Annotated in this window: 18 protein-coding genes; 10 read left to right on the top strand and 8 right to left on the bottom strand. The window is 51.7% G+C overall.

What is annotated here, in order from left to right:
• Window positions 1–4 precede the first annotated feature (4 nt).
• Genes MUN79_RS28700 through traN form a run of 6 tightly spaced genes read left to right on the top strand, consistent with a single transcriptional unit; the run spans window position 5 to window position 4,340 of the window.
• Window positions 5–451, top strand: coding sequence for a hypothetical protein (locus MUN79_RS28700; protein WP_244678504.1), 447 nt, complete (start codon window positions 5–7; stop codon window positions 449–451).
• A 33-nt stretch (window positions 452–484) separates the two neighbouring features.
• Window positions 485–706 (top strand): hypothetical protein, encoded by a 222-nt coding sequence (locus MUN79_RS28695; protein ID WP_244678503.1) that lies wholly within the window; start codon window positions 485–487, stop codon window positions 704–706.
• Complete coding sequence (locus tag MUN79_RS28690) at window positions 616–1,596, top strand: TraJ family protein (RefSeq protein ID WP_511177095.1); 981 nt, start codon at window positions 616–618, stop codon at window positions 1,594–1,596. The genes MUN79_RS28695 and MUN79_RS28690 overlap by 91 nt, the downstream gene beginning before the upstream one ends.
• Window positions 1,597–1,635: 39 nt before the next feature.
• Window positions 1,636–2,250, top strand: coding sequence for a conjugative transposon protein TraK (traK, locus tag MUN79_RS28685; protein ID WP_244678501.1), 615 nt, complete (start codon window positions 1,636–1,638; stop codon window positions 2,248–2,250).
• A 12-nt stretch (window positions 2,251–2,262) separates the two neighbouring features.
• Complete coding sequence (gene traM / locus MUN79_RS28680) at window positions 2,263–3,462, top strand: conjugative transposon protein TraM (RefSeq protein WP_244678500.1); 1,200 nt, start codon at window positions 2,263–2,265, stop codon at window positions 3,460–3,462.
• Window positions 3,463–3,476: 14 nt separating this feature from the next.
• On the top strand, window positions 3,477–4,340 hold the full coding sequence (gene traN / locus MUN79_RS28675; RefSeq protein ID WP_244678499.1) for a conjugative transposon protein TraN: 864 nt from the start codon (window positions 3,477–3,479) through the stop codon (window positions 4,338–4,340).
• Window positions 4,341–4,665: 325 nt separating this feature from the next.
• On the opposite strand, the gene MUN79_RS28670 is transcribed toward traN, so the two are convergent.
• The 5 genes from MUN79_RS28670 to MUN79_RS28650 form a co-directional block, all read right to left on the bottom strand.
• A complete protein-coding gene (locus MUN79_RS28670) occupies window positions 4,666–8,295 on the bottom strand; it encodes a PIN domain-containing protein (protein WP_244678498.1) in 3,630 nt (1,209 codons plus the stop codon).
• Between the two features lie 170 nt (window positions 8,296–8,465).
• Window positions 8,466–8,654 carry a hypothetical protein gene (locus MUN79_RS28665; protein WP_244678497.1) on the bottom strand — a complete coding sequence of 63 codons (189 nt, stop codon included), beginning with the start codon at window positions 8,652–8,654 and terminating at the stop codon, window positions 8,466–8,468.
• A gap of 70 nt (window positions 8,655–8,724) precedes the next feature.
• Window positions 8,725–8,997, bottom strand: coding sequence for a helix-turn-helix transcriptional regulator (locus tag MUN79_RS28660; RefSeq protein WP_244678496.1), 273 nt, complete (start codon window positions 8,995–8,997; stop codon window positions 8,725–8,727).
• A 1,015-nt stretch (window positions 8,998–10,012) separates the two neighbouring features.
• A complete protein-coding gene (locus MUN79_RS28655; protein WP_244678495.1) occupies window positions 10,013–10,639 on the bottom strand; it encodes a hypothetical protein in 627 nt (208 codons plus the stop codon).
• A gap of 114 nt (window positions 10,640–10,753) precedes the next feature.
• Window positions 10,754–11,686, bottom strand: a complete 933-nt coding sequence (locus MUN79_RS28650; RefSeq protein WP_244678494.1) for a toxin-antitoxin system YwqK family antitoxin — start codon at window positions 11,684–11,686, stop codon at window positions 10,754–10,756.
• 224 nt (window positions 11,687–11,910) lie between these two features.
• Here MUN79_RS28650 and MUN79_RS28645 point away from each other — a divergent pair, with 224 nt between their 5' ends.
• The 4 genes from MUN79_RS28645 to MUN79_RS28630 all read left to right on the top strand — a co-directional run bounded on the left by MUN79_RS28645 (window position 11,911) and on the right by MUN79_RS28630 (window position 15,867).
• Window positions 11,911–12,870, top strand: a complete 960-nt coding sequence (locus tag MUN79_RS28645; protein ID WP_244678493.1) for a site-specific integrase — start codon at window positions 11,911–11,913, stop codon at window positions 12,868–12,870.
• Between the two features lie 95 nt (window positions 12,871–12,965).
• Window positions 12,966–13,880, top strand: coding sequence for an ABC-three component system protein (locus tag MUN79_RS28640; protein ID WP_244678492.1), 915 nt, complete (start codon window positions 12,966–12,968; stop codon window positions 13,878–13,880).
• On the top strand, window positions 13,877–14,116 hold the full coding sequence (locus tag MUN79_RS28635) for an ABC-three component system middle component 6 (protein ID WP_244678491.1): 240 nt from the start codon (window positions 13,877–13,879) through the stop codon (window positions 14,114–14,116). The genes MUN79_RS28640 and MUN79_RS28635 overlap by 4 nt, the downstream gene beginning before the upstream one ends.
• A 452-nt stretch (window positions 14,117–14,568) precedes the next feature.
• The gene (locus tag MUN79_RS28630) at window positions 14,569–15,867 is read left to right on the top strand and encodes an ABC-three component system protein (protein WP_375378287.1); all 1,299 of its coding nucleotides are present in this window, start codon (window positions 14,569–14,571) and stop codon (window positions 15,865–15,867) included.
• A gap of 194 nt (window positions 15,868–16,061) precedes the next feature.
• On the opposite strand, the gene MUN79_RS28625 is transcribed toward MUN79_RS28630, so the two are convergent.
• The 3 genes from MUN79_RS28625 to MUN79_RS28615 all read right to left on the bottom strand — a co-directional run bounded on the left by MUN79_RS28625 (window position 16,062) and on the right by MUN79_RS28615 (window position 21,985).
• Window positions 16,062–16,454, bottom strand: a complete 393-nt coding sequence (locus MUN79_RS28625; RefSeq protein WP_244678489.1) for a hypothetical protein — start codon at window positions 16,452–16,454, stop codon at window positions 16,062–16,064.
• Between the two features lie 150 nt (window positions 16,455–16,604).
• Window positions 16,605–19,889, bottom strand: coding sequence for a class I SAM-dependent methyltransferase (locus MUN79_RS28620; protein ID WP_244678488.1), 3,285 nt, complete (start codon window positions 19,887–19,889; stop codon window positions 16,605–16,607).
• Window positions 19,889–21,985, bottom strand: coding sequence for an N-6 DNA methylase (locus tag MUN79_RS28615; RefSeq protein WP_244678487.1), 2,097 nt, complete (start codon window positions 21,983–21,985; stop codon window positions 19,889–19,891). Before MUN79_RS28615 ends, MUN79_RS28620 begins: the two co-directional genes overlap by 1 nt.
• Window positions 21,986–21,987 lie beyond the last annotated feature (2 nt).

Below are 21,987 nucleotides of genomic sequence, written 5' to 3'. Positions count from 1 at the left end.
AGTTATGAAAACCACCTTCCTCTTGGTGCTCGGGCTGGCCGTGGCCAGCTGCGGCTCGGACTCCACCACCGGTACAGCTACCACTTCCGCTACGGCCGTTGCCTCGCCTACGTCCAGTGCCAACCCGGACCCTCGCGTTACCACCATTCGCAAACAACACGAGTTATTGCTAGCCAAGCAAAAGGAGTACGAAGCTCAACTCGGCCAGCTCAAAGGGTACGAAAAGCTAACTCCGCAACGCGAAAAGAAATCGAAAGAGCAATTCGCCTCGCTAATAGAACGAAGCCAAGCAAACCTTACTGCCCTGGGCCAGCTGAACCCTGATAAGGCCCAAGACCCGGCGCAAGTTTCTCTGGTAGGGGAGATAGCTGAGAAAGAAGCCTACCTCGTCACCTTAGGCGAAAGGCAGTTGGCGGGCATTCACAATGAGCACTACTTAAACAACAGATAGGTCACTCTTGGCTTGTTTAATCCCCTTCTCTAAATGGACCCTACTGCTATTGATTTGAACATGGCTGTGTATGAGCAAAAGCTCGAAGCCATTTACACGGAGATGCTCACATTTACCTCGTTGTTCATTAACCTGGGCCGGGCCGTTGGGGCATTGGTGCCCTGTTGTACATCAGCAGCCAGGTTTGGGGCAACATCGCTCGGGCTGAGCCTGTCGATTTATTTCCCTTGCTCCGACCCTTTGCTATCGGCCTAGCTATCCTGCTGTTCGTGCCGCTGTGCGGGGCGCTAAGAGGCCTGACAACGGCCGTAGCGCACGGCACTAATGATATACGGATGGGCCAGCTAGCGGAAGTAAACCGCCTCACGGCTCAGCGTGACCAATTAGCAGCCGACGCCAAAGCCAAGTCCGATATGCAAATCAACGAAGATTACGAGCGGGAACTAGGCAAGTTGGGGGCGCTCGATGTTGGACGCAAAGCCAGCCTAGCCATGAACCAGGTACAGTACTCGGTGGGCCAGAACTTCCGGGAGTGGACCAAGTCCATCCTGGAGCTGGGCGCTCTTGCCGCAAAGCTGGCCATCAGCCTTATCTCCACCTTCCTGCTAGTTCTGCTCAGCGTGGCCGGCCCGCTGGCTTTCGGCATTGCCATCATCCCCGGCTTTGGGGGCGGGCTGATGAAATGGTTTGGCTACTTCCTCACGATTTCGCTTTGGGTACCGGTCGCGAACATCTACGCCGCGGTGCTGGCCCACGTGCAGGTGACCATGCTCCACGAGAACATCCGTCAGCTGCAGGCTGGCGGCAGTGTCGAGTCGGCCGACATCGCCTACCTGTGCATGCTCGTGCTGGCCATTGCCGGCTATCTGTTTGTGCCCAAAGCGGCGGATATGCTCCTTGACGGCTCCGACATCGGGCGGGCCGCCACGCGTTTCATCACCACTGCCACTGCCACCACCGCCGGGGTAACCGGAGCAATGGGCGGAGCGGGCCTACGGACCGGGGCGGATGCCCTGGGAAGCGCGGTAGGCGCGGGCCAAGGTCTGGCCGGAATGGCCGGCACCGCCAACATGACCCGGGGTGAGTCTCTGGGCCACCGGGCCGGCGCGGCCATGCGGGAGCGCATCAACCGCATGCGGAGCTAACCCGCTCGCGCTCCTTTTCTCCCACCTATTCCGACGCTCATGTTCGCATCCCTGAAAACCATTGATTCGGCCTTCCAGCAGGTCAAAACCCTGGCGCTGGTCTTCATCCTGGCCGTGCTGCTGCTGGCCGGCACCATCGCCTACTTCGCATTCCAAACCACCAACGCCGCGGCGCAGCGCATCTACGTCCTGGAAGGCGGACAGCTGCTCACCGCCGGCGCCCGGGACGCGCGGGCCAACCGGCCGGTGGAGGCCCGCAGTCACGTCACCCGCTTTCACGAGTTGTTTTTCACGCTCGACCCCGACCAGAAAGCCATTGACAGCAACGTCGACAAGGCCTTGTACCTGGCCGACAACTCCGCCAAGCGGCAGTATGAGAACTTCAAGGAGAAGGGCTTTTACAACGACCTGATTGCCGCCAACATCAGCCTGGAGATGAGCGTGGACAGCGTGGTCATCACCAACTCCCGGCCCTTGGCAGCACGATGCTACGGGCATCAGCGGGTCATCCGGGCGACCTCCGTCACCACCCGCAACTTCCTTTCCGAGTGCTCGCTGCGGGACGTGACGCGCTCGGAAAACAACCCCCACGGCTTCCTGATGGAAAATTGGCGCGTGCTCAAGAACGAGGACCTCAGCACGCTTCCCCGCTAACTCTCCTTCTGTATGGCAACGGCAACCAGCACCCCGCGTGACGCGCAATTTTACCGGACCCGCAAGATGGCCACCTTCCTGCCCGTGGTGGGGGTGCCCTTTCTGGCCGTGATGTTCTACCTGGGCGGGGGCGGCACCGGCACGCCGGCGCAAGCGCAAAACACCGAGTCAGGCTTCAACACCAACCTGCCCAAGGCCGAGCAGGCTTCCATCACATCAAGCAAGCTGGAGGCCTATGCAAGTCCCGTGGATACCCTACGCAACCGGGGCCTGGTGGACGCCCGCGTCGATACTGCCACAAGCAACGGGCTTTCGTATGCCGTGGGCGTCGACGGCAGACCCGGGCCCAATGGGTCGGTGGACCGGTCCGTAGCCGAGGCGCAGCAGCAGCTCATTGCCGCGCAGCAGGCCCAGCTCAACGGAGGAGCCACCAACACAACGGCGCAGCCGGCTACCCAACCCGGGGCTCTCACCCCGGAAGAGCAAATGCAGCTCATGCGCTCGGAGCACGAGCGGGAGCTATCCGAGGCCCGGGCCCAGGCGCAGATGGCCGCACTACTAACCCAATCCAGCAGCGCGGGTGCAGCTGCCCCGCGGGCAGTGGCAGCAACCCCTAAAAAGAAGAAGCCCTCGACCAGGCTCCGCGCGATTGACGATGATGCCGTCGTATCGCGCTTGGGCTCCAACGGCCCAAGGCGTCGGCGTACGGCATCGTTTCAGGGATTTGACACGGAAACCGGGGCGAGCGGGGACGCCAACACCCTGCCGGCCGTCATCCACGAATCACAGGAAGTTGTCAGCGGCTCGCTGGTGAAAATGCGGCTCACGGAGTCGGCCGTCATTAACGGCCACCAGCTGCCGGCCAACACCTTCATCTACGGCAAGTGCAGCCTGGCCGGGGAACGCCTGAGCATTGTTATTGAGACGCTCAAATCCGGCAACAGCGTCTTTCCGGCCGCCCTGGAAGTGTATGACGTGGATGGCCTGGAAGGTCTGCACATTCCGGGCGCCATCACCCGCGACGCAGCCAAGCAGGCGGGCGCGGAAGGACTGGGCGCGGCCGATATGATGACGATGAGCGCCGAGCCGGCCATGGCGGCCGCCGGCGTGGCCATAAGCGCGGTCAAAGGCATCGGCCAGAAGAAAATCCGCCTGGTCAAGGTCCGCCTCAAGGCCGGGTACAATGTGATGCTCAAAGTAGACAAGGAATAACCCCACCCACCTTCATGAAAATCTCTCTTTTTGCTATTGGTGTTCTGGTATTGGCCCTGGGCGGCGCTCCAGCTCTGGCCCAAACCTCGGCAGCCCGCATGTTGCAGTACTCTGAAGCCAACAAGCTACCGACGTATCCGCTCTACATCAGCGACCAGAAAACCACCCACTTGGTCTTTCCCTTCCCGGTCACCTACGTCGACCTGGGCAGCTCAGGGCTGATTGCTGCCAAAGCCACGGGCGCGGAGAACATTGTGCGTGTGAAGGCAGCCTCGGCGGGTTTCCCTGAGTCCAATATGACTGTGCTGACATCGGACGGCAAGCTTTACTCCTTCGTGGTGAACTACCAGCACGACCCGAAGGTACTCAGCCTCGATCTGGGGGCTGCCGGGTCCACTTCATCGCCTCAGGGAGCGGCCATTCTGTCGAACTCACCTATCCCGCAGGGCAATCTGGATGCCTATTCCCGGCAGGCCCTGGCAGCCGGCGGCTCAGCGGCCAGCGAGAGTGCTAACCAGCTTAGCGTGCGCGCCGGCAATGTGGGGTACAAGCAGGAAACCCTGTTTTTCCCCTTGCACATCGCCAATAAGTCAAACGTGACCTACGACGTGGATTTCGTTAAATTCTACATCCAGGACAAGCAGGTGGCCAAGCGTACCGCCGAACAGGCGCTGGAGATTGCGCCCATTTACGTGTTCAACGGCGGGCTGAAAAAGATTGACGCCAAGGGCCAGCTTCATCAGGTCTACATCTTCAAGAAGTTTACCATCCCCGAACAGAAGCAGCTCATCATCGAAATCTACGAGAAAGGCGGCGGGCGCAACCTCAAGCTCAAGCTGGGCAATGCCGACCTGCTCAAGGCGCGGACCTTCAAATAAGACGCTGCGCAGTCCTTATATTCCTCACGAGCGCCACCATCCTTTACTCAAGCACACTTATAGCAGAAATGTAAGACTAGCTGTCTGTACATCGCGGATTTGCAGCTACCTCACACGCTGTTTAAGTTTTATGCATTCCTGGAATTCAAGCTAATCTGCCATGCTTGTTCAAAATCAGATGTAACTGCCCGCAGCTGCATAGGCAGTAAATTAAATTTCAGATTAAGCATCATTTGAATCAGCGTCTTTAGTTTTGGTGACAGCGTCAAGTGGGTGAGGCAAGTTGATAACACCAAGCTAGCTGCCCGGCTCCGCTGCTCAGGCATTAGAGTAGGGAGCAAATAGACTTCACGCAGAAACAGTGTAATTTCTTGCATCGTGTCCGGGTGCGAAACCACTTGTCGGGGAAGGCTTTTGAGGCATTGCAGTGCTCGACCAGTAAAGCTCCCCCAGCCTGCTTAAACTCACGAAGCAAAGTATCTTTGTCAATTGTTAAGCCCACGTAATGTAGATCTAGCATTTTAGGCAACAATTGCTTCTGAAACTGATCCGGAAAATAAGCTGCTAGAAATGCTTCTGAGCTAATGGTATTCCCCGAACGCAGAGAAAACTGAAGGAAGGTTGTATCGTCTGAAACCAGCAGCGTATTGATGGGTGCCGCCAGAAAAGCTGTGTCGATTATATACTGCATGTGCTCCTGGTGATGCCCTTCGCTCAACGTTGCCTGTCGCAACACATCTAGCTTTTCTACCACCACACGTGTTTCGCAGTGCGCTTTAATCCAAACCAGCAGGCTTTGTATATAAGCAATCTGTCTATCATGCATGCTAACCGGGTACACATGAGCCCGAACGCTCGTCCCAATTACTTCAGCGGTGGTTTCAACGGGTTTGGCACTCTGCTGCTTTTGAAGCCTATCCTCGAGGAATTCTACGATATAGAGTGAAATTCCCAGTCTTTGCGGTGGAGTAACTTCAAATTCTTGACTCAGTTGATAGAGTAAGGAAAGCGAAGTCCAGTCTAGGATATATTGCTGGTCGCTGGATATCGATACGGCATCGAATACACTTCGGGGCGGCACCATAACACCAGGAACGCCCGTCTGGCTTTGTGCCGTGAGGGTATGCCAGGTATTTAAGCCATCACCATCAAACAGAGCTGCGGTAAGCGTCGAGAATGTGCTTTCACCAGTTTCGTACTCAGCCAAAAGTTGCTGTGTCCGAATTTGCCGCGCGGCCCCTTCAGCGCCCGCTAATTTGCTAAGCGCTGCATGAATATGCTCAATTTCAGGCCCTTCGATATCCATAGCCTCAAATGGAAGGGTAGCATCTTTCTGGCCCCCATCTTCAAATATCTCCCGCATCAAGCCATCGTAGACATCAGTAATCTCCAAAATCTCCACCGTTATTGGCCGTCCCGTGGCCGGGTGGGTCATTGGGTATTTGTGGCCCTTTGTTTTGCCGAGGAGTTCGTCAGCCAGGGGATTTAGTCCACCATCAACTATTGCCGCAGTTAGTGCCAGTCTAGGCTGAACAATGCCGTCAACACTGTACTTCAGGGCAGTACCTACTTGAGCTTGAGCATATTCCATCAGGGATTCTTCCTGCCGCTGGCCCAGCATAAGATGAAAGAAATGCCCACGGGCTACTTTGTCGTCTTTATTGCTGGCCAGCGGATAAACCAACTCAAGACCCCAATCTAGGTGGCCTATGCGGGCAGCCAACTCAGCAACCTTAAACACATGCCGCCGCTCAACGCTGGTCGGTTCTGACACAATCTCTCGCAATTCGGTTTCCAGTTCCGGTTTACGCTGCAGCTTATTTAAGGCCACTAGTTTTGCCCAACGTAGTCCCGAAACATCTGAAATATGACCTTTTGCAGCTGCTACCACTTCCAACATCCGCTCCCAATCGCGTAGCATCTCAGCTAATTGGATTTCCCAGATGCAAAATTCTGAGTGAATTCCGTGCTGTTGCCGCCACGCCCTCAGGCCTTCGCGCAACTCGGCACTGTCACTACGCCGATGGTACTGAATACTCAAGCGCAGCCACTCAGCACCTTTGTCTAGTGCATGCGGGAACCCAGGCCATCCTTCCAGCACTACCCCAGCTAACTCGTATTCTTTCAGTGCGTGATAAAGGTTGGCCACCTCCTGTCTATAGACAGCATCGGTGGTTGGCTGCAGTAAGTCTGCAGCTTTTTGTAGCAGCTCAATGGCCTCCTCTCGGTGTTCGGGCGCAGCTACCCGCGCATGTGCTTGCAAAAGTGTGGCTGCTAAGCCCGGCTTTACTTGCTCGCGTTGGAGAATTTCTTCGACAATAGCCAACTGCTCTGCGTTTGTTTCACAGTGCTCTAAGTAGATAAGTGCTCGATAAAATGTGACGTCGTCAATCCGTTGCAATTCCTTTATGTGCTGCCCCAATGCAACGCGAACTTCGGCACGAGGCCGCTGAAGCTTTCGCAGCACGGTGTACCGCATAAACCCTAGCTCGGGCAGCTTGCTAGTATCAATCTGATTAATAATCTTCAGAGCTTCTTCGTATTCTGCTGCTTGGTACAGCGCAAAAACGAGTTGATGGCCATAGCGCTGCCGCTCTTCCGCCGATAGTGCGCTAAAGCGACGACGTAGTTCGGCGTAATCTTCTATATCACCGTTAAGCAGCCACCTAGTTAAGCCTCTAACATAGTAGTGATGTGTAAGAAAGGCAGCCTTTTCGGTGGGCTGTAGTAAATCAGTAAACTGCTTTATTACCTCATATGCAGCACTCACTGCCTCGTCCCGAAGCGGTACATGAGGTTCATCAATGGTTATTATCGGTGAAATTTGCTTCAGTGCCCGCTCAATCACGAACAGCGCTAACACGATTTGAAAACGCCGATTTTCCGGCGTGAGTTGTTTGCTAGGACGATAAGGGCTTAGGTCCTTCCGCAACAATACTTCAGCCAAATCAGAACCAGCAGTGGCCTTACCAGCCATTAGGTGTAACGTCGTCGTTTTAAACTGTTCGTCCTGCGCAATTAGCTGAGGTACTTCCGCTAAACGCGCTTCAAAATCTGTAGGGTTATCTAGTGATAACAGCACGGCCGCAGCGATGGGGTTTAACGGGTGCATGACCTTAATGGCTGAGGCAGTTGCAGCTGCCTCAGCCATTAAGTTTTGACTAAAATAGGCGCGGGCGGCCTGCTCGGCATAAAGTATTGTAATTGGGTGTAACGCGTATGCCTGGATGAAAAACTTATCAGCTTGGTCCGTTTCGGCAATTTCCTGGTGGGTTTTGCCCAATAAATAGTTCAACCTTGCTTGCAGTGGCAAATCCGCTGCTAACTGACGGCTTACGACCGATTGTAGGCGCTGGAGTTGACGTAAGGCTGAATAAGGTCGATAATTTGCCAGCTCTTCTCGCTCGACGCTGTCCAGCACAGCATTCACGATGCCGGAGCTTACTGCGTCAGGCCGTGCTATCAATTCAGCCAACTGTTGGGTGCCCGTTAACGCAAAGCGTAGAGCTGCTTCCTTATAGTTTTCTTCAACAAACCGCTTTTTCAGTTCCTTATCTTCCTTTATCGCAGTCATTAAACGCCCGACAAAGTCATCTAGCTCCCGCTGGGTTGGTCGGATAAGTTGTACGGACCCAGCAAAATCATCGGGCGATAATTGAGGGTCTTCCCCAAAAAGCTGATACGTTAGCACAATCTCCCAGAAGGCAGGAAATTGAAAGAATCTAAACTGGGTATCCAGCGGACTAACTCCATATTCCTGGTGGCACTCGTCCAACAGGCGCTGAATAATCTTCGTGAGTTGTGCTTTATAAGAAGGATTCGCAATCAGTTTCTTAACGTAATCGGTGCTCTGCTTACCGATTTCACGCCCTGTTAGCTTGATTGGATTTAAACCAATATAATCCAATACACCAATAGCTGTTGTTACTAGCGCAGTTGCAGTTGTTAACTCCATAAGGCGAATTATTCAAGATTCATTTTCTAAGAATGGATTCACTTCGTGACTATTTAGTGGTTGCCACTATCCGTTTCTAGTCAAGTCAAGTGTCGGTGCGCCGCGCTGATAGCGGCCGTTCGCTCGTCACTCATACCTGCGGCGGCGGCAAACTCTGGCCACCGCGCCACCTATGCCAGCACCTCGGCCACGAGGTCGTCGGCCCCGTGGATGTTCATCTCCCGGGCTACGGCCTTGAGGTCGGCCCGGGTGAAGCCGTCATGCTTGCCGTTCACCGACATTTGGTGCTGGCTGGTCCAGCGCCAGCGTACGGCCCCGACGAGTTGGCCCCACAAGCGAACAAGCGCAAGGTCTACCATTCAGATGGGGCGGGTGGCGGAGTGGGTGATGAAGGGGAAGCGTTGCGGCGCTGTTTCTTAGCCAAGCGAGCTATAGCCTGGGGCTGATTTCGGCCTTGGTCAAGAAGACCTCCAGCAAATCGAGTTGTTCGAGCGTGCGCAGCAGCTGCACAAAGGTCAGCAAGGAAGTGGGCCGGCCGTGCTCAACCTGGCTCAGGGTTGCCCGGTCAATGCCAGCCGCATCGGCTACCGCCTGCTGGGACTGGTTGCGGTTGAGGCGCACCTGACGCAGGCTGCTGCCCAGTTCCCGCAGGATGGCTAAATCGGAAATAGCGTACCAGTTCATGTTATACAGACGCAACAAATATAACCGAATGTAACCTATTTGTTGCGTTTGCACAACATGTTTAGAAAACCAGTGGCCTTGTTGCTATGGGGCATATTATACTAAATGCCAAGACTAAATTGCTCTTCGGCCTATGGCTTAAATCAAGTATAAACACGCTTTAAGAACTTCGAGGGCGGCGGTACAGAGAACTGAACGACCACATGAGGGCGTAGCACGCCTTCTTGTGGCAGGCAACATTGCGCGTAGCTTCCCTGTGGGTTTACGCATGGACATGCCTCGTTGGGGTCAGCATCTCTATAGCGGACATGGGGATGACGGATTGTTGTTCGTTCTATCTTCCATTCATTCCATGGCGATGATAGACCTTTGATGACATACTGCAGCAAAGGGTAGGCTTCTTTATTCGGTTTTCCGCCACTCGCGGCGGGGTCAGAAGTAAACAGCACCGAATACTTCTGGACCGGATTGTGAACAATGGCTATTGCAAGCACGTCCGCTCTGGTGACTCTACGAAAGCAACGCTCGCCGTCGTAAATTTCCCCAGGTTGGTGTCCACACCCCTTGCGCAGAGATATTACCGCGTCACAAAGCCCGCACCGTACTTCCCGCTTCCAGATTTCGGGGCTCGCGAATACGGCATAGGGATAAAGCGACTGCCAACGTGCCGTAGTGGTCCGGATAAAGGCTAAGCCGTACGACTCATCAAACGGGGTAAAATGTTGGGCCAACGCGCGAAGCGTAAGCTCGATGGTCTCTAGCTCACGCCAGGCGGCATAGAACCGCGCTTTCTTTAAGAGCGCAAAAGCCCGCAAATACCCTCGTTGAATCGCAGCTACTGTTTCCAAACACCAAACCGCCTTGGCTAGGTGCTGGTCTCCGTCAGTAACAGCGGTACGTTTAATCGAGGCGAGGCACGGCATAAGTTCGCGGAGCAGTGTCGCGTGCTGCGGAGTGGTGCGTTTGTAGTCGGCCAGTAAAGATCGGGGACGCGCTAGCAGAGGGTGATCGGAGATCAGCGTTTCTGAATCAGTCATTGCTTATCTGAAGCCGTATCGGCTGGCTTTTCCAACGATTTTGGCACCGATGGTACAGGAGCGAGTGCGGTAGCATCGTCGCTTGCCACTTGTTGCGCAAAATTTGTAATTCGCCACAATTCGTCCGCCGGACCTTCGTAAATCAGACGCTTTGAGCCCCCATCAGGAGATTCTATTATGACTTGCAGTTTGGCATCGGTTCGCGCATGACGGTCTAATAGGCGCTGCTTCAACCACTCGGAAATCAAGTTGACTACGACGGGTAGCACCACCAGAGTACCCACCGGTATTAGGATGTCTGGCAGCCAAACCAAGTCCGCATGCAAAGAGACTTCGCTAAAGTCTTCATCACGCACAGCGACTTCGCTTTGGATATCTGGCGGGGTATTTTCTTGAAAATAATGGAACAGCTCCGCGGTATGCGTCGGAAACACTGGCCGGTCAATATCGCGGAATGATTCCCATTGCACAAAGACTATGTTCGCTCGGTGCAAGGAGGCGCGAAGCTCTTCGTCGACCCATGGACGTGCTGCTAAGCTAGCGACGGTAGTCGTGTCTTCCTCAACGGTCAGCTTTAGGGGAAGGCGCTCAGCAAGGGGAGGGGTGTAGTGAAAGTCGTCCATTTATAGAAACGTTAAACAGGAGCCTGAAAAGAATGAGCCAAGCTCTTATCGAAACTGACCCGGTGATAAACGAGTAAACTTATTTCTTTACTCTGCTTTATTGCGGCTTGGTTTCTACTCCCGGCTCTTGACTAGCGCATTAACTGATATACTGAGCTTTGCGGCAGTACGTGAATTATCATTTTGCACACAGATATATATCTGGTTTGTGCCAGGAGCTACCGCAAATGACCTGGACTCTTGGGTGACATTCACAGCGGTTCGAAAGCAATGCTCAGCAGCAGGCATTTGTCCTTTCGTTGCAGGTGCCATGAATGGCACAGTCTGTTGAGTATCATCAGTAACGAAAAACCGGCATTTGGTACTGACCTCAGGTGGTGTCTGCTGGGCTTCAGAAGCTAACGCTTTCGCTCCTGCTGTAAGTAGCAGACTTGCACCTCCAGTTACTGGCGCCGCTGCGTAGGCTGCAGCCAAGGTGATTGCAGTACTCCAGGTAATCGGTGGCTGACCTTCATCCCGGATATCAATTTTGTATACCACACCAACGGTACCAGGAGGCAACGGTACCGGAACCATTACCCGTGAACTGCCCGAGTTGTAATAAGAATGAAGTTTTGCTGTCGACAAGGCAAGTGCTTCCTGCCACTTAAGCTTTATCTTAATCTCACGCCCGTCCTCTCGCCATTCCCGGTAGTCGCCCTGCGGAGCACCCTTTATATAGGTACCGGTGAAGTGAGGCTTGCCATTCTCGTACCACGCCGCACAAAGTCCGGAGGCAACGTCAGGTGCTTCACCTAGCAGTTTGCCCTCGAATTGCTTCTTCCAGGATGGATAGAAGTAATCTCTTACAGTGCCGACGGTGAGCCCATCAGAACCATGCCGCGCAATGCGGGCATAGACTCGGTCTTGTGGAATATCAGTGCGCTCCCAATCATGGTCAAAGTAAACTGTGTCGGTTGGTGGTAAGGGCACGGTAGTTTTGGACTTCTGAGCCAGTGCAGGGCCACTTATAAGAAGCAAAAACTGTATAAAGTAAAGTTTAGCCATAGACGGAAAGCAAAGAGAAAAAGTAAAAAGGCGGTCGGTAAATGTAGTAACAAGTTAGTTTTATGTTGATCCGGCCAACTCTTACTTATGATACCTAAATGGGTACTCTTGCCAGTAGCCTTTTTCTTTAGACAATAGGTATCGATTAGTAAGTCTTATCACTACCTATCCGCTATCTTGCCGGCCCAACTCAAAACTGGGCAACGATACCTTATATAGGCTGCATGGAAAAGGTAGACGCACTAACGGTGAATCCTATTAGGCACGGGCTGTCGCACCACACCGGAGCGGCCGCTCGCTATGTCGAGGCCGGACTTACCGGCGCCCCGAATACGGCCCGGGCATACGGCGCCCACTTGAAGCGCTTTAGCGCTTGGTGCACCGAGCACGGGTTCTCGGCACTGCCGGCGCCCGTCGATGCGTTGGTTGGTTTTTGCACCCATTTGGCCGAATCCGGCAAAAAGGTTGGCACTCTGGAGCAGCACTGCGCGGCCATCAGCAAAGCGCACGCGGTGCGTGGCGTCCACTCGCCTACAGACGACAAGCAGTTCAAGATTTTCATGGATGGTGTGCGACGGGTTCATGGGGTGCGTCAGAAACAGGCGCCGGCATTTTCGCTGGTGCAGCTCAAGCAGCTGGTGCGCAGCCTGGATGTGCAGACGCTGACCGGACTGCGGGACCGGGCCATTCTGCTGCTCGGATTTACGGGGGCGTTCCGCCGCTCGGAATTGACCGCCCTGAACGTGCAAGATTTGCGCTTTACTGAGGAATGTCTCGTCGTTTCGCTGGGCAAGAGCAAAACCAACCAGTTAGGTGACTATGAAGAGAAGGCCATTTTCTATTCTCCCGAGCCGGCGGTTTGCCCTATTCGCTCCTTGAAGGCTTGGTTGGAGCAACTGGAACGCAACGAAGGACCTGTGTTCGTTATGTTGCGCAAAGGCAACCGACTCACCACCAACCGCCTCTCAGACCAGACCATCAATACGTTAGTGCAGCGTTATCTAGGTCCGAGCTACACTGCTCACTCACTGCGAGCTTCCTTTGTGACAGTGGCCAAGCTAAATGGGGCCGATGACAGCAAAATCATGAACCAAACCAAGCACAAGACCAGTGCCATGATTCGACGATATACGCGACTTGATAACGTCCAGCAGCATAATGCTGCCAAGGAACTAGGCTTATAAAACCTATAGGCTGCTTCTCATCTGTCGCGCAGGTTCGTAGCTTGCGAGAAGCTAGTAACTGACTTATAAAAACATAATCAAGACCCCTTAGCTTGATGCATCCTGAAACCCGTGAAATGTATGAAATGCGGTTTAGACTTCGCGTTTACGAAGGCAAGGGCGATGTATACCAAGCGCTTTTCTCAGATGTAATGCAACGGGCCCATCCAGAGGATTTCATGAAAACGCGGCCGTGGGGCAACCTAGGAGATAAAAAGAATGATGGTTTTTTAAAGTCAGAGCGTCATCTGTATCAAGTCTATGCCCCGAATGAGATGAACGCGGCGCAAGCTATCAAGAAGATTGAAGAAGACTTCCTGGGTGCACTACCTCACTGGGGTTCAGACTTCGATAAATGGTCTTTTGTACACAATGCTTTTGATGGTTTAGGGCCTCATATACAGCAGACAATATTTGCTCTAGAAAAGAAGCACAGCCCTATAAAGCTTACACCGTTCAGCCCTATTGACCTTTCAAAGAAGCTGTTTAGCCTCGATGAAGAAGACATTATCGCGGTACTAGGATTGCCCTACAAACCTACGCGGCCATCTCAAATCACATTTGAGGAAATTAAGCATGTTTTAGAACAGCTAACACACTCGCTTCCTGAACAACCTGCTCACATACATGAAGTACCCCCAGGAAAGTTAGAGGCAAATAGCCTGAACTCAAACAGCCGGAACCTTGTGCGAATGGGGATGGGACTTGCCCCTCGGGTTGGCGATTTTTTTGGAACTCACCGATTTGATCCAGAGCTCGGCAACCGAGTTGCCAAAGTACTCAGAAACGAATACATACGATTGAAAGAGTCTCGCATTGGTCCTGATGCGATTTATAGTGCTCTCTTCAACCTGATTAAACAACATCAACACTCATCAGAGGCCGCGGCGTTAGCCATTTTAGCCTATTTCTTCGAGCGTTGTGACATTTTTGAGCCGCTTAGCAGTGAGCCAACCTTGCAAGGGGCATGATTCTACCTACTAAACACCTTCCAACCGAGCGCGCCTTGCTCACTATTGGTGCGCGACTACTTATGCACCTACAAGAACCCAAATCAGTTTCACGACTTTGGACCGACATCAAGCACGACTCATCTCAGTATAATTCTATCTCCTTTGACTGGTTTGTGCTTGCTCTTGATCTTTTATCAGCCATGGGCACCATTCATTTCGCAAACGAGCGAATTGCCCGAACAACCACTGCATGATTTATTCTATTTTCAGCTCGTTACCTAGTTTCAAGCCTTTTGCTTTCCGCTCAGGCTTAAACATTATCATAGCTGATAAAGGCGAAGCGTCAGGGGCTGGGCAAACTCGCAATAAGGCTGGCAAATCTAGCATTGTGCTATTGATTCATTTTGCGCTTGGTAAAGAAGGAGACCCTAGTTCTCTATTCCGCAAGCCTGAGTTGAAGGACCATAGTTTTGGGATAGAATTTGACCTCAAAGGAGTACGTGTTCGCGTTACCCGTTCGGGTGGGAATTTTGGCAAGATACATTTGACACAAGTTGACGGATCCAAAGCTCTTAATGATTGGCCCGTTGATGCATTGGATGGAGGATGGGAAGCGACTGTTTCCAGTGCGAAATGGGAATCCGATTTGGGGAGAATCATCTTCCAACTGCCAGAAAAACCAGAAAAGTTTGGGCCTAAATTTGGCATGCTCTTCAATTACTTCGCTCGCCGAGCAAGTAGCGGAGCATTCCTTTACCCACAGCAACAGTCAAGTAAACAAAGCCCAGCTGACACTAGGGTAGCTCTATCCTATCTACTGGGATTGGATTGGCGCATCAGTGTAGAACGTGAACAGCTTAGGCAGTCTACGGAGAATACCAAGAAGCTGCAAAAAGCTGCACAGGATGGTCTTTTAGAGGGGCTTACTGGTGATCCGAAGCAACTGCTTACTCAATCTGTGTTGGTCCAGGAAGATGTCAACAGAATGACAGAAGCTGTTCGCAGCTTTAGAATGCTTCCCGATTACGCTGAGCGCGAGAAGGAGGCCAATTCTCTCACCCGTGAGATAAACAAGCTAGCAGACGAGAATGCTCAAGACAGTCTATACATCCATGATTTGGAAGTTTCGCTAAGCTCGGAGCTGGCCCCACAGCTTGATGATGTGCACCGAATGTACTTAGAGGCAGGTGTGTCTTTACCAGGAGTAGCATTGCAGCGATTTGAAGAGGTGCGCAAGTTTCACGAATCGGTAGTGCGCAACCGCAAAATGTATCTGGAGGAAGAGTTGACCCAAGCTCGCCTAAATGTTGAAACTAGGCTACGAAAAATGCTTCAACTTGATGAGAGGCGAACCGAAGTCATGACACTTTTAAAAACACATGGCGCCTTACAGCATTACTCCAAGCTGCAGAGCGAATTGAGTAGAGCAGAGGCCAGGGCAGAACAGATAAAGCAACAGCAGTCTATTTTACACGAAGTAGCAGAGCGTGTTGCACAGTTTAAGATTGATCAGCAGCGCCTGTACTTACGCTTACAGCGTGACTTTATCGAGAACGAACAGTTACTAAAAGACGCAATTTTAGCATTTGAGGAAGCTTCGCGAGCTCTGTATGAGAATGCAGGTAACCTCAATATCTATCCAAGTGAAACAGGACCCAATTTTGAGGTGACCATTCAAGGAATGAAAAGCCAAGGGGTTAACAACGCACAGATTTTTTGCTTTGACATGATGCTTATGCGAATGGCTACAAGGCGTGGAATTTCCCCTGGTTTTTTGATACACGACAGCAGCCTATTTGACCCTATTGACGAACGGCAGAAAGAGAGAGCCTTAGAATATGGCGCTAAGCTGGCTGATCAGATTGGCTTTCAATATATTGTAACCTTAAACTCAGACCAGATTCCGAAAGAAAGGGTCACTAACTTCCCCTTAGAGGCCTATATCGTACCCCCACTGTTGACTGATGAACCTGGTGGTGGCCTTTTTGGGATTGAATTTAACTAACAATCGGGTGTATAAACCCCTATAGTGGGCTCTCTCATAAATCGGTAAATGCAGGCTAACAATCTTATAATAATGAGCTTGTTAGCCTGCATTTACCCTTTAAAGCTAAAATACCCTAATGTGCTCATTGGATCTCTCTACTCACTGTAGCGAGCACCGCATAAACACAATCTATAATTGCGACATGCTTTTAGTCATTGAATTAAATGTTCGCCCCGCATCCTTTCCACAAAACCAGGTGCGTCCTCTGTCAAATGACTTCCATCATCTCTTGTTTGCCCGTCATTCGGGCGTGCGTAAATTCTAGCACCTGTCATATCAATGAAGAATTTTACTGCTTCTCTCCCTAAGCCTGATTTAGGAACGGGCGAATACATACGCGCAAGCAGATAGCTTTCACCATTGCCAATACCATCCTCATCAACATCTTCGTCAATAAACCTAAATTCATCACCGATATATTGATTGTTTTCTTTAAACCTTATAGAGTAATCCCAGTCATCGTAAACTAGTGTGATTATTCTACCATCACGAATTTGGTAATCTCTCTCGTTACCTCTGTCAGAAATCAGGGTTGCTCTAGCCATGCCAGTACTATTTAGTTGTTATTTTACGCTTCTTAGTGCGTTCAAAGCTTCAAACTAAAAACTCTACCGAATACAAAATATGCTTTCACCGAGAGGACAAATTACACGGATTTTGCGTACGAAAAGCACTAACTATCATAACCCAAGAAATTACACTCCATAAAGTGAGCGACAAGCAAAGGCATAGCTACTATAGCTAGGTAAAGCTGTAATTTTGACTCTCAGCGAACTACGTCTTTGCGGAAGTCTTTGGTTGGGGTCAAGTAACTGGGCAATAGTGGCATCAGTTGCTTTAAGATTTTTCCATTGTTGTAGAAGGACACGTGTCTTGTTTACCACTTCGGTATGTACTGCATTAGTCGCATCATATTGCGGCGTAACTCCTATGGGCAAAGTATGCACATGGCGACTACCCCATTGGCCTCGCGCTTGAAAATCCTTTATGATTCCATTAAGGGCTTCACTATTGAGCAAACCTGTTAAGTACACTGCTTCGTCCTCACTAGAAACAACTGACCAGTAAAGTGTCTGGTCAATTATTAATTTGGTGGTATCAAAGACTGTAATGTCCGTGTAGGCAGCACAAGGCAAATCGCCACCGGCACCCATAATAACTAACCAACCACTGGAAGGAATCAGCTGAGTTGATAATTTACGCAGGTTGGTATCAAGCTTTTTAAAGAACTCCGTAGAAGTGGTTGTGGGGCCCACGGCGGCAAATATCCGGCCGAATGCCTGCCTTGCTGCTCCCTGGGTAGCAAGCATCGTTGGGGTTTCTGGCTCCCAATTGCCTGCCCGGTTTCTTACAATTGGAAGCAGGCCCTTGGCTGGTTCAACAATGTCAAATGCTGTTAAATGATTTGACATCAAAACATCAAAAACATACTGACCTGGCACCATGCTGGATGGTAGACTAAATGCCTTGTGGAGCTTAGCTCCATTAACCAAGTACCGGTTTGAACTGCTGTTTCTGTCAATTGGGCCAAGTGCCCACTGGTTATTTACTGGAGTGGCCTCATGGAAAATGAGCGTGCGAGGCATGATATCTGCTCCCTGCCGGAATATCGCAGGTCGATAGTAGACAGTTGGCAGGCTACTAACCGAGCTGCTTGCTGGCGAACTGCTACTGACTGGCACTCGGTCACTCCATGCTACCCGATTCCCTTGGGTTATTTGATTAAATTGGATGGGCGTTAACCCATGCGGAGCAACTTGATTTCCAGGAATCGGCCCGGTAACAAACGAAGACCTCGCTTCCTTCTTACCAAAGAAAATGATTGCTTCATTTTTGAATGTGCCCCGCTCTATTCTCCATACCTCGTCTAGTCCCATTTGTACAGGTTTTGCACTCGTGAGAAAGGCTCCAGTTCTAAAGGGTTCGTGATGGTCTCCACTTAATACCGTTTCTGGCAGAATACAGCCAATAGCCGCGCCGTCCTTCAGGTAACGCTCTACTGCATGTAGTAAGAAGATTGTAGCCAGCTCAATGTGTAAATGGGATGGTCCCTGGGGCTTTATTCCGTAACGGTCGGCCCGAGAACGTAGGGCTTTCTTATAAGGATTATCAGCAATTTTGCTGAGTGCCAGCCACGGCGGATTGGAGATCAACCCATTAAACAAACCGGCAACCAAGCCTGGTCGGTAGCTATTGCGCAGAATAAAAGCCCATATGCCGTTACGTCCGCTTCGCTGTAAGCCGTCGAGAATGGAAACAAGCTCTCCACAGAATTTTAAAGCTGCCGCCTTGTTTTTAGTGTTTAGCTCTATACCGGAACTTCTCTCTGAAATTGCAAGCAACGCCGCCAGCTCAGCAGGAGTAAACATAGGAGATGGTGCCCGCGCACTTACCATGGCCATTTCATAACTACCATTCAGTATCGCATCGAAGAGTGCTCTTGCCTCTGGCGAGACTAGAAAGCTAGGCAGGCCTACTTTCTTATCATCTAAGTTGAGAGCATACTGGTTAGTACCCGACTCTTTATCCACGTTTTTAGAAAGTGGAGTAGCGGTAAAAAGGGAATCAGCGTGATAAATAGGGATTACGACTTGGGAGGAACCAAAAGGCTCTAATCGGTCGCGGGCTGCCACCACCCAACTTACCTTCGATAGCATGACTGCTAGTGGGTCAATGTCAAACCCGGTAATGGAATGCGCTAACTCGGAAACGTAAGCTGCATCCACGGGTACGCCTGAGGCGTCGAGGCGGGCTTTGGCAAGCTTTACAGCTTCTACCACCATTGCGCCTGAGCCGCAACACATATCGATAAGTTTTGGCGCCTCCCCTGCTGGTAAAGCCGCAAAAACTCGCTCCACTAATTTGGCTGCCAACCAGGCCGGCGTCCATTCTTGCCCAAGAAGCAGGCGCTGGGAGCGTTTGGCTAATTGTGCCATGGTAGCGCCAAACAGGTCTTCCGCAGGCGCGGATTTAAAGTCATAGGCCCGAAGGTCATCCTGAATGGCCATCGCAACCGGAATCAACGCACTTACATGGGGGTCCGAGTTGAGCCAGCCGAAGTAGTCGTATTCTACTAAGTTCGTTAAGCCCTGATTTTTAAAATGGTCTCCGTTCAGGATGGCCCTTATGTCGTCGTCGTTGCTGACCAGCGCTTTTTTCGCAATGATGTTGGCGCAAAGAAGCTTTGCAAGGGTAAGCAGGTACAGCTCTCGGACATAAACGTCTTTCTCGAAGCCACCTGCAGCGCTATTGTCTCCGAGATATGCTACAAAGTCATTCCATAACTTGGTGATTAGGCCAGCATAATTGGCATCAGCAGCAAAAGCCAAATCGACTAGTTTCTCTATCCCATTAACATGCCGCTTGCAGAAATCGCTTTCAAACCCTAGGTCATGGGCAAGAGTGTGAGCGCTCAGGGGACGTGCTCCCTCCCTTCCTAAATGGCGAATCAAAAATTCACCTAGCTGACGGGAACTCCGCTCATCGGAATCCGTGAGCACAAGCGCCTGGATTTCCTCTAATACGACGTGCTCCGCACCACAAGCCTTCTTCTCAACAACATCGGGAGACGTTACGGATGCTATCCGATAGGCATGCCAGCGTACTGTATCCGAAAGAATGCCTATGATAAGCTCTTGGGGGTGGCCATCATTTAACAGTCCTGCGCAGTAGTCCTTGACCTGTTCAAGGCCATGAGTAAATAAATCGCCTTTGTTAAGGTCTTTCTCATACTCAATGGCAGTTAGACCGACCAGTGTGTCTACAAATCCACCGGTGTTTTTACCGGCTTTTCTGAATTTAACATAGCTTTCAGCCCCCAAAGCGTGCTGCTCAACCCACCAAGGCTTTTCGGGGAACAACTGCGGTAGGTAAGCAGCAAACTGATGTCGAATAACATCCTCTTTGCTTCCTTGGCTGATTAACTTAATCCCTTCAGCAAGCCATTTCTGGCCTACCACGACATCGTACTGATTTTTCATTATGAGACATTAGCTGTTAAATCCATTTTTTTCCGACGCTCCCGTCTCATTCTTGCTTCCAAAGCAATAAGGGATAGTGCTTGCAACTCACCCCTGGTAGCTGGGCGGCCCAAAAGTGCGCTGCAAACTAACTCATCAATGTCGGCTTGCAGTTGGTCGTTGCTTTGGTTTGCAAGCTTCCTCCCGATTCTCGATAGCCCGGCCCACTCGGCTTGGGTAAATCTTGGTACAGGTATCCGGAGAAGATGAGAAGCTTCTACTTTCAGTGCACCTCCACCCATTACCGCGGCAGAAAGCTCTAAGGCAGCGCTACACCAAGTACTATTCATTAAAGCCAGCAAGCCCCAAGCATCAGCCACACTTTCCGTGTTAAGCCAGATAGTGGAGAAGTTTGCGTCCACTATTGCTTCCCGGTTTTTATTGAGGAAGGTGCGCGGTGAACCGCTATTGACTCTTGCGACGAAGAGGTCTGGTCGATGCCGTGGCGCAAAGTCGGGCAGCATGTACCAAAATCTAGGAGCTGGAGCCTTTTTACTTCCTCCTGCCCGCACATTGGGAGCGACGGCCGATAGTTCCCGGATGTGTTTGCCGTCCTCGTCCACCTCTAATTCATCAGCGACGCGGATGAAGTCCGCTAGGGGGCTTGAAATCTCTGTATAGGGCGAAGCTGCTCCGCTCTTGCTCGTGGCCAAGAGAATGTCTTCAGGCAGGGCAGAGTGTTGCAAAGCAAGTACACGCCCTTTCAAGGCCTGTGCTTCGACTACATACCCTTTGGGAAGCTCCGATTGCTTTCGTAGGACAGGCAGTACCTGCGATTTGGGCACTTGGTACCTTGTTCGTCCAAATTCTTTACTGGTTTGCAGTTCTACTTCGTCCTCAGACTCATTGATAGCATCCGCATAAAAGAAGAAGTTGGCCCCTGTTCGTAACCCCTGCCCTACGCTGACACCGAAGGAGTGCAGGCTAGTGATTTCGGAATGGGGCCGGTGCCCCAACCACTGCGCCAATGCGGCAGGCATAGAGTAGGCTTCGGTCGGCCCCGCTTGTGCTGAATTGCCCAAGGACTCCAGCTTACTCAACCATTTGCGCTTGGTGCAAGCCCGCCGTAAGTTGCCTGCAACACCACTTAATGAAACAAGCTCGGCCTCTACCAATGGGGTACTCTCCACAATACCGGAAGCCAGCCAACCAGAGACCAGCCTAGAAAATGCTTTTTCTGGATTTGTTTCTACTCCATCAAAAACATTGTCTACTACACTGCCAACGCCAATTGTGCCACTGGATAGTCTGATACGGAGAAATGTATCCGATTCTTGCCAGTCAAACGCGCTGCTTTTTCGTGGGATTCGGTCAGCAATGAGCAGCGTCGTTTTCACCTGCGCGTCAGGAAACCAAACAGCATGCGAATCCTCTACTATGTACTTGATTTTGAACCAACGCAGCAGCAAATAATGAACAATAGCGGCATAATCGCGGCTTAGCCAAGATTCAGGAAGCACCAGCGCCAGGCGTCCCCCCGGTGCACAAAGTGCCGCACACAGTATCCACGAAGGAACAGCCAAGTCCGCCAAGCCAGAATAGGCTAAAGCAAGCTGCTTGAACAAGCTTTTGTCCTCTGCATCGAGTCCTGCAGCATTGCCAATGGCAGCCAGTAAATGGTGACGAATCTCTTGCCCGGATGGAATAGGAAAGTCCTCGCCGGCACCACTGGCCAAGCTTTGATAGCGGACATAAGGCGGATTGGTAATCACCAAATCCCACTGGTTCCTTGCAAGCTGTTGGAGAGACTCGGGCGCAAAGGCGCTGCCCAATATTGGAGCAGCGTCTGGGATACGCTCCATACAGGCCTTCAATGCAATCGGGTCTATCTCCATCGCCCCGAATGAGGCAGAAAGTGCCCCATATTGGCGGCAAGCAACCAGCATATCCCCATTCCCGGCCATGGGGTCAATGATGCTCGCCGCCTGCTCAGCACCTGCTAGTGCAGCCAAAAGCCGGCCAAGCTTCGTGCCTGTAAAGTACTGTCCAAGCCTTTTGCGTCTCGCTGCATCGCTAGCAAAACCTTCGCGCTGGCTCAACGCCTTGGTCGCCTCCATAA

Origin of the sequence: Hymenobacter cellulosilyticus (genome assembly GCF_022919215.1) — a bacterium.
GTDB lineage: Bacteria > Bacteroidota > Bacteroidia > Cytophagales > Hymenobacteraceae > Hymenobacter > Hymenobacter cellulosilyticus.
The sequence above is the reverse complement of the archived record's forward strand: the minus strand, read 5'-3'. Positions and strand labels throughout refer to the sequence as shown.

Coding starts and splice junctions, on each gene's coding strand:
- MUN79_RS28700 (WP_244678504.1), top strand. CDS start 5: ATGAAAACCACCTTCCTCTTGGTGCTCGGGCTGGCCGTGGCCAGCTGC.
- MUN79_RS28695 (WP_244678503.1), top strand. CDS start 485: ATGGACCCTACTGCTATTGATTTGAACATGGCTGTGTATGAGCAAAAG.
- traK (WP_244678501.1), top strand. CDS start 1,636: ATGTTCGCATCCCTGAAAACCATTGATTCGGCCTTCCAGCAGGTCAAA.
- traM (WP_244678500.1), top strand. CDS start 2,263: ATGGCAACGGCAACCAGCACCCCGCGTGACGCGCAATTTTACCGGACC.
- traN (WP_244678499.1), top strand. CDS start 3,477: ATGAAAATCTCTCTTTTTGCTATTGGTGTTCTGGTATTGGCCCTGGGC.
- MUN79_RS28670 (WP_244678498.1), bottom strand. CDS start 8,295: ATGGAGTTAACAACTGCAACTGCGCTAGTAACAACAGCTATTGGTGTA.
- MUN79_RS28665 (WP_244678497.1), bottom strand. CDS start 8,654: ATGGTAGACCTTGCGCTTGTTCGCTTGTGGGGCCAACTCGTCGGGGCC.
- MUN79_RS28655 (WP_244678495.1), bottom strand. CDS start 10,639: ATGGACGACTTTCACTACACCCCTCCCCTTGCTGAGCGCCTTCCCCTA.
- MUN79_RS28650 (WP_244678494.1), bottom strand. CDS start 11,686: ATGGCTAAACTTTACTTTATACAGTTTTTGCTTCTTATAAGTGGCCCT.
- MUN79_RS28645 (WP_244678493.1), top strand. CDS start 11,911: ATGGAAAAGGTAGACGCACTAACGGTGAATCCTATTAGGCACGGGCTG.
- MUN79_RS28640 (WP_244678492.1), top strand. CDS start 12,966: ATGCATCCTGAAACCCGTGAAATGTATGAAATGCGGTTTAGACTTCGC.
- MUN79_RS28635 (WP_244678491.1), top strand. CDS start 13,877: ATGATTCTACCTACTAAACACCTTCCAACCGAGCGCGCCTTGCTCACT.
- MUN79_RS28630 (WP_375378287.1), top strand. CDS start 14,569: ATGCTCTTCAATTACTTCGCTCGCCGAGCAAGTAGCGGAGCATTCCTT.
- MUN79_RS28625 (WP_244678489.1), bottom strand. CDS start 16,454: ATGGCTAGAGCAACCCTGATTTCTGACAGAGGTAACGAGAGAGATTAC.
- MUN79_RS28620 (WP_244678488.1), bottom strand. CDS start 19,889: ATGAAAAATCAGTACGATGTCGTGGTAGGCCAGAAATGGCTTGCTGAA.
- MUN79_RS28615 (WP_244678487.1), bottom strand. CDS start 21,985: ATGGAGGCGACCAAGGCGTTGAGCCAGCGCGAAGGTTTTGCTAGCGAT.